The organism is Ideonella livida (assembly GCF_010499455.1).
GTDB classification, from domain to species: Bacteria; Pseudomonadota; Gammaproteobacteria; order Burkholderiales; family Burkholderiaceae_C; genus Ideonella; species Ideonella livida.
On sequence record NZ_JAAGOH010000050.1, the window covers coordinates 20,073 to 27,201 of the forward strand.

Annotated in this window: 7 protein-coding genes; 3 read left to right on the forward strand and 4 right to left on the reverse strand. The window is 72.7% G+C overall.

Annotated features, from left to right (window positions below):
* Nucleotides 1–72 precede the first annotated feature (72 nt).
* Nucleotides 73–2,109: a S8 family peptidase gene (locus G3A44_RS21900; protein WP_163459881.1), complete on the forward strand. Its 2,037-nt coding sequence runs from the start codon at nt 73–75 to the stop codon at nt 2,107–2,109.
* Between the two features lie 5 nt (nt 2,110–2,114).
* Here G3A44_RS21900 and G3A44_RS21905 read toward each other — a convergent pair whose 3' ends face one another.
* From G3A44_RS21905 to purU, 4 genes are read right to left on the reverse strand one after another with little or no spacing between them, the layout of a single operon-like run.
* Nucleotides 2,115–2,651 carry a DUF2946 family protein gene (locus G3A44_RS21905; RefSeq protein WP_163459882.1) on the reverse strand — a complete coding sequence of 179 codons (537 nt, stop codon included), beginning with the start codon at nt 2,649–2,651 and terminating at the stop codon, nt 2,115–2,117.
* Nucleotides 2,652–2,656: 5 nt separating this feature from the next.
* Nucleotides 2,657–3,661, reverse strand: coding sequence for a YheT family hydrolase (locus G3A44_RS21910; RefSeq protein WP_163459883.1), 1,005 nt, complete (start codon nt 3,659–3,661; stop codon nt 2,657–2,659).
* A gap of 28 nt (nt 3,662–3,689) precedes the next feature.
* Nucleotides 3,690–4,130, reverse strand: a complete 441-nt coding sequence (locus G3A44_RS21915) for a YybH family protein (protein WP_163459884.1) — start codon at nt 4,128–4,130, stop codon at nt 3,690–3,692.
* Nucleotides 4,131–4,151: 21 nt separating this feature from the next.
* A complete protein-coding gene (purU, locus tag G3A44_RS21920; RefSeq protein WP_163459885.1) occupies nt 4,152–5,036 on the reverse strand; it encodes a formyltetrahydrofolate deformylase in 885 nt (294 codons plus the stop codon).
* Nucleotides 5,037–5,209: 173 nt separating this feature from the next.
* On the opposite strand from purU, the gene fcl reads away from it, so the two are divergent.
* Together fcl and G3A44_RS21930 are read left to right on the forward strand one after the other, a co-directional pair.
* Nucleotides 5,210–6,178 carry a GDP-L-fucose synthase gene (gene fcl / locus G3A44_RS21925; RefSeq protein ID WP_163459886.1) on the forward strand — a complete coding sequence of 323 codons (969 nt, stop codon included), beginning with the start codon at nt 5,210–5,212 and terminating at the stop codon, nt 6,176–6,178.
* Between the two features lie 129 nt (nt 6,179–6,307).
* Nucleotides 6,308–7,129, forward strand: an 822-nt coding sequence (locus tag G3A44_RS21930) for a sulfotransferase family protein (protein ID WP_163459887.1), incomplete at its 3' end; no start/stop codon positions are given.

Below are 7,129 nucleotides of genomic sequence, written 5' to 3' on the forward strand. Positions count from 1 at the left end.
AGACTGGGGCTTGCCGCCTGTCCGGCAGCCGTCGCCGCTGTCGTCACGTCCGATCCGCCAGAGTCCACACCCATGCGTCTGCTTCCCCTCCGTCTTGCCAGCCTTGCCCTGGCCTGTCTTTCGCTGGGCTGGCCGGCCGGCTCCATCGGGGCCGCCGTGGAGGCGGGCCCGCGCCGGGCCGCCGCCGCGCCCGCCAGCGAAGGTGCGCGGGTCATCGTGCGCTACCGCGAAGGGGCCACCTGGCTGCCCCGGCGCAGTGTGGTGCTGCGCGCCGGGGCGCGGCCGCCGCGTGGGGCCACGGTCCTGGGTGAGCGCCTGGGCCTGCGCCTGCAGGACGGGCGCGCCCTGGATGGGCACACCCAGGTACTGCGGGCGACCAGCGGGCTCGACAGCCAGGCCCTGGCCGACCGGCTGGCGGCCCAGCCCGATGTGCTCTGGGCCGTGCCTGACCGCCGGCGCCAGGCCCTGGCCGCCCCCAACGACCCCCTCTACCCTGGGGGCCAGACCCTCACCACCCCGGTGGTGGGCCAGTGGTACCTGCGTGCGCCCACCGCCACGGTCAAGTCCTCGCTGGACATCGAGCCGGCCTGGGCCATCACCCAGGGCAGTGCCAGCCTGGTGGTGGCGGTGCTCGACACCGGCGCCCGCCTGGACCATCCCGACCTGAGTGGCCGCACCGAGAACGGCTACGACTTCGTGGGCTGGGGCGATGACGTGGACGCCACCACCGCCCTGGCCATTGCCAACGACGGCAGCCTGGACGACGCCAACCCCTCGGACCCGGGCGACTGGATCACCGCCGCCGAGGATGGTCTGCGCGGCGGCGTCTTCGAGGGCTGCGGCGAGTCCACCAGCAGCTGGCACGGCACCCAGACGCTGGGGCTGGTGGGGGCGGCCACCGGCAACGGCATCGGCATGGCGGGCGTGGCGCCGGGTGTGCGCCTGCTGCCGGTGCGCGTGCTGGGCAAATGCGGCGGCTACGACTCCGACATCATCGCCGCCATGCGCTGGGCCGGGGGCCTGGCGGTGGAGGGTGTGGGCCTCAACCCCCAACCCGCCCGGGTGCTCAACATGAGCCTGGGCTCGGGCGGCAGCTGTTCGGCCGCCTACCAGGAGGCGGTGGACGACCTGGCCGCCGTGGGGGCGGTGGTGGTGGCGGCAGCGGGCAATGACGGCCTGGCCGTGGGTACCCCCGCCAACTGCAGCGGGGTGATCGCGGTGACCGGCGTGCGCCACACCGGCACCAAGGTCGGCTATTCCAGCCTGGGGGCAGAGGCCACGGTGGCCGCCCCCGCGGGCAACTGCGTCAACGAGTCCGGCGCCTGCCTCTACCCCATCCTCAGCACCACCAACACCGGCACCCAGTCGCCCCAGGCCCACAGCTACACGACCAGCGGCGACGACTACGCTGTGGGCACCAGCTTCTCCTCGCCCCTGGTGGCTGGCACGGTGGCCCTGATGCTCTCGGCCAACCCGGACCTGAGCACGTCGCAGATCATCTCGGTGCTGCGCAACACCGCGCGGGACTTCCCGGCCAGCGGCGCTGACAGCGACGTCAAGGCCTGCCACGTGCCGCTTGGCGACGACGACTACCAGGACAGCGAGTGCTACTGCACGGTCAACACCTGCGGTGCGGGCCTGCTGGACGCCGGAGCGGCCCTGGCGGCGGTGCAGTCGGGGGCGGTCTCGCGGCCGGTGGCGGTGATGTCGGCGAGCGCGGTGGACCTTACCGCAGGCCAGTCGGCCAGCGTCTCGGCCTCGCGCTCCTCGGCGGTGGGAGGGGCCACGCTGTCCACGCCCGCCTGGAGCCTGATCAGCGGCACGGGCGTGGCGCGTCTGGTGGTGTCCTCCGGCGGCTGGACGGCCACCGTGACCGGCCTGGCCGCGGGCCAGGCGGTGGTGCAGCTGCAGGTCACCGACAGCAGCGGCCAGCAGTCCACCACGCGGCAGACCTTCACCATCACGGCCGCCAGCACCGGCGGGGAGACCGGGGGCCAGGACGAGGAAGAGGAGGGCGGCGGTGCCTGGCAGCCCTTGTGGCTGGCCGGTCTGGTGGCCGCGGGCCTGGCCTTGCCGGGCCGCCGGCGGCGCCCGGGCCAGCCCGGCTGAGGATTTCAGGCCCCGGTGGCCGCGGGGCTGAGCCGGTAGCCAAAGCGGGCCGGCATCTGCGCAAAGGGCAGCGTCTGGCACACCCAGGCGCCGGCGTCCACCGCGTCGGCCGCCGCGTCCATGTCCAGGCTGTGGACCAAGCCGAAGCCCAGGTCGGTGGCCAGGAACAGGCGGCCCTGCTCGTCCAGCCAGGCCTGCTGGTAGTGCGCGGACAGGCCGGTGTGGCTGTCCACGGCCCAGCCGCCCCCGGGCACGGCCTGCACCCGCCAGATCCACGGCGCCACCTCCAGCTCCACATACACGCGCTGCGGCCCGTTCTGGAAGTACCAGGCGCCCTGGGCGTCGGCTGCGTAGTTGCGGCCGATGAAGGCGATGAGCTTGTCGTGCCGCACCGGGCTGCCGCGCGATTGCGGAAAAGGCCCCGCGCGCTGCACCGCGTCGTCGCGCATGTACCAGTCGCCGCGCCCGTCCAGGGCCAGCCAGCCGCGGCACGCGGGCACATCGGGCCATTTCTTCAGCGCGGCCAGCACCATCTCATCCATGGCATTCACCCCTGCACGTCAGGAAACTGCAGCCAGTCCAGCACCGCCTCGGGCATGGCCTGCACATGGCCGGGAAAGACCCCGGCCGGAAAACCCACATGGCCGCCCTCGCGCGGCTGCCACAGCCGCACCCAGCGGCCCACCTCGCCGGCGTGCGGCAGGTGCCGCGCCGGCAGGAAGGGGTCGTTGCGGGCGTTGAGCACCAGGGCCGGCAGCCGCAGCGCGGCCAGGTGCGGCTTGGCCGAAGCCCGGCGCCAGTAGTCCTCGGTGCTGGCAAAGCCATGCAGCGGCGCCGTGAAGACCTGGTCGAACTCGTAGAGCGTGCGCGCGGCCAGCAGGCGCTGGCGGTCGAACAGCCCTGGGTGCTGGGCCAGCTTGGCCAGCGCCTTGGGCTTCATGGTCTGCAGGAACATGCGGGCATACACCCGGCGGTTGAAGCCCGCGTCGATGCTGGCGCCGCCACCGGCCAGGTCAATGGGGGAGCAGACGGCGGCCACGGCCGAGGCGGTGGCGGCGGCCGCGGCGCCCTGCTCCTGCGCCCAGCGCAGCAGGGCATTGCCCCCCAGCGAGATGCCCACCACCTGCAGCGGCCCGGGCGCCTGGGCACGCAGCCGCGCCAGGATCCAGCCAATCTCCTCATGGTCGCCCGAGTGGTAGGCCCGTGGCCCGTGGTTGAGCTCGCCCGAGCAGCCCCGGAAGTGGGGCACGGCGTAGGACAGGCCGCGCTCCTGCGCCAGCTCCCCGAAGGCCTGGGCGTAGCTGCTGGCTGAAGAGCCCTCCAGCCCATGAAAGAGCACCAGCCAGGGGGCACCAGGCAGGGGGTGCGGACGCAGGTCCACGTCGATGAAGTCGCCGTCAGGTGTGGTCCAGCGTTCCCGCTCGAAAGTGAGCGCCTGCCCACGCGTGCGCCGGGCATAGAGCGCGGCCCAGATGGTCTGGGCGTGGCCGCCGGGCAGCCACGCCGGGGCACGGTAACGCCAGGTGCCGGCGGTGGGTGGAGCGGTGGCCATGGCAGCGGGCGGGCCGGTGTGGCGCCGCTCAGTGCAGCACGGTGGGCACCTCGCCGCTGGGCGGCGGCGCCTCGTCAGAGGCCGCGGTGGCGTGGTGCGCCGCCAGCCGCCAGCCCTGCGGGGTCTTGAGGTACACGTTGGTGGCCAGCGCCCAGCCGCGCCGCAGCCCTTCGGGCGTGCGCATTTCCAGGCATTCGGTGACGCTGTGGACGGCGCAGCCCAGGCCGTGCAGGCGGCGCACCTCCAGGGGACGCAGCGGCAGGCCGCCCTGGCCCAGCATGTCCTCATAGGCCCCGCGCACGGCGGCCAGGCCCACCAGGCGCACGCCGCCCGGGTGCACGCAGACGATCTCGTCGTCCTCGGCCCACACGGCCATCAGCTTGTCCAGGTCGCCTTCCTGAAGGGCTTCATAGAACTGCTGCTCCACATCCTCGGGCGAGGCGAAGAGGGCGGCGAGGTGTCGGGGCATGGCGGTGGCGGGCGTGGGGCGTCAGCGGAAGACCACCGACTTGTGGCCGTTCATGAGCACGCGGCGCTCCACATGCCAGCGCACGGCGCGGGCCAGCACCACGCATTCCACGTCGCGGCCCACGGCGGTCAGGTCTTCGGCCGAGAGGGAATGGTCCACGCGGGCCACGTCCTGCTCGATGATCGGGCCTTCGTCCAGGTCGGGGGTGACGTAGTGGGCGGTGGCGCCGATGAGCTTCACGCCACGGGCGTGCGCCTGGTAATACGGCTTGGCGCCCTTGAAGCTGGGCAGGAAGCTGTGGTGGATGTTGATCGCCCGGCCCCGCAGTGCCTGGCAGAACTCCGGCGAGAGGATCTGCATGTAGCGCGCCAGCACCACCAGGTCGATCTTCTCGGCCTCCAGGATGGCCTCGACCTGCAGCTCCTGGGCGCGCTTGGTCGCCGCATCGGCGCCGCCCACCAGCGGCAGGTGGTGGAAGGGCAGCCCGTAGCTGGCGGCCAGGTCGGTGAAGGTGGTGTGGTTGGAGACGATGGCGCGGATGTCCATCGGCAGCTGACCGCTCTTCCAGCGGAACAGCAGGTCGTTCAGGCAGTGGCCATGCTGGCTGACCATCAGCAGCACGCGGGGGCGCTCGTCCACCGCATGGATCCGGGCGTCCATGGCGAACTGGCCCCGCACATGGCCGAACAGCCGGTCCAGGGTGGCCACGTCGGCCAGGTGCTCGGGGGCCTCGAAGTGCACCCGCATGAAAAACAGGCCGGTGGCGCCCTCGCCCTGCACGTCGCCGAACTGCTGGGAGTCGATGATGTTGCAGCCGGCCTGGTACAGCAGGCCCGAGACGTTGTGGACGATGCCCTTGGTGTCCTGGCAGGACAGGGTCAGGATGAATTCTTGGGGGCGCGACATGGGGCGGGATTGTAAGGACCGGGGGCATGGCCCCTGCCCGCGCCGGGCCCGTGCCGTTGCCCGGAAGTGAGGGGCGCGCACCGGCCAAATCGCGCCGCCCCGTCTGCGTCGCGCGCCTATGCTGGCAGGCCTGTGGACAAGCCGGGCCCCGGCCCCGGGCATGGAGGATGGCGATGCGTGGACAAAGGGTGTTCGTGGCGGGTCACCGCGGCATGGTGGGCGGCGCCATCGTGCGGCGCCTGCAGGCGCTGGGCTACGGGGACATCGTGGTCCGCAGCCATGCCGAGCTGGACCTCACCCGGCAGGCCGATGTGGAGCGCTTCTTTGCCGGGCAGGGGATCGAGGCCGTCTTTCTGGCCGCGGCCAAGGTCGGAGGCATCCACGCCAACCACAGCTATCCGGCCGACTTCATCCTGCAGAACCTGCAGATCCAGTGCAACGTGATCGGCGCGGCCCACCAGGCGGGCGTGCAGCGCCTGCTGTTCCTGGGGTCCTCCTGCATCTATCCCCGCCTGGCGCCCCAGCCCATGACCGAGGCGGCCCTGCTCACCGGCCCGCTGGAGCCCACCAACGAGCCCTACGCCATCGCCAAGATCGCCGGCATCAAGCTCTGCGAGAGCTTCAACCGCCAGTTCGGCCGCGACTACCGCAGTGTCATGCCCACCAACCTCTACGGGCCGGGGGACAACTTCCACCCCGAGAACTCCCACGTCATCCCGGCCCTGATGCGCCGCTTCCACCAGGCCGTCCAGAACGATGAGCCCGAGGTGGTGGTCTGGGGCAGCGGCACGCCGCTGCGCGAGTTCCTCCATGTGGACGACATGGCCGCGGCCAGCGTGTTCGTCCACGAGCTGGCGCCGGCGGCCTACCAGGCCCACACCGAGCCCATGCTCAGCCACATCAACGTGGGCACCGGGGTGGACTGCTCCATTGCCGAGCTGGCGCGCACCATGGCCCAGGTCACCGGCTACCGCGGCCGGGTGGTGTTTGACGCCACCAAGCCCGATGGCGCGCCCCGCAAGCTGATGGAGGTCTCGCGCCTGGCCGACATGGGCTGGCGCGCCCAGTGGAGCCTGGCCGATGGCCTGGCCGACACCTACCGCTGGTACCGCGAGCATCCTCAGGCCCACCGGGCGGTCTGAGCACCTCCCCAAACCGCAGGCCCCGGAGGCCGTGGCCACCGGGGCGGCGCGGAGATACTTGGCGGCAGCGCGGGCGGCCGTCCTGGGGATGGGTCGCCACTCCCGACCCCTCTCGCACCTCCTCGGTCCATGGACGTCTTCTGCATCGCAGGCATGCACCGCTCCGGCACCTCGGTGCTGGCCCGACTGCTCCAGACCGCCGGGGTCAGCCTGGGTGATCCCGCCCAGCTCATGGCGCCACAGGCCGACAACCCTGACGGCTTCTTCGAGCACCTGGCCTTCATGCGCCTCAACCGGCGCCTGCTGGAGACCCTGGGCGGCGACTGGGACCTGCCTCCCGAGCTGCCGACCGGCTGGCACCACGATCCCGCCGTGCAGGCTTTGGCCGCCCCGGCCCGGGCCCTGCTGCAGACCGCCTTTGGCGATGCCCCGCGCGGGCTCTGGAAGGACCCCCGCAACAGCCTGACCCTGCCCTTCTGGCAGGCGCTGCAGCCCGAGCTGCGGGTCATCGTCTGCCTGCGCGGGCCGCAGGCCGTGGCCCGGTCGCTGATGCGGCGCTCGGTCTGCTCGCCCCGCTTCGCCCAGTCCCTGTGGGAGCGCTACAACGCTGCCCTGCTGGCCAGCCTGCCTGCCGGCCGCACCCTGGTGAGCCACCACGACGCCCTGCGCACCGACCCGCTGGCCGAACTGCGGCGGGTGCTCGACTTCATGGGCCATCCCGCGCCTGAAGACCTGGCCCAGCGGGTGCAGGCCATCGTGCGCCCGGCCGACCCCGCCGCCCTGGCCAACGAGGCCGAGGCCCTGCGCCGCGCCGGCGCCCACCGCGCCCTGGCCCTGTACGACGCGCTGCGTGCCCAGGCCGGACCGGTCTACGAGCGCTTGCCCGAGGCCCGCCAGCCCGCGCCGGTGCTGCCCGTGGCGCCGGCCGCTGAGGCGGCGGCGCCTCCTCCC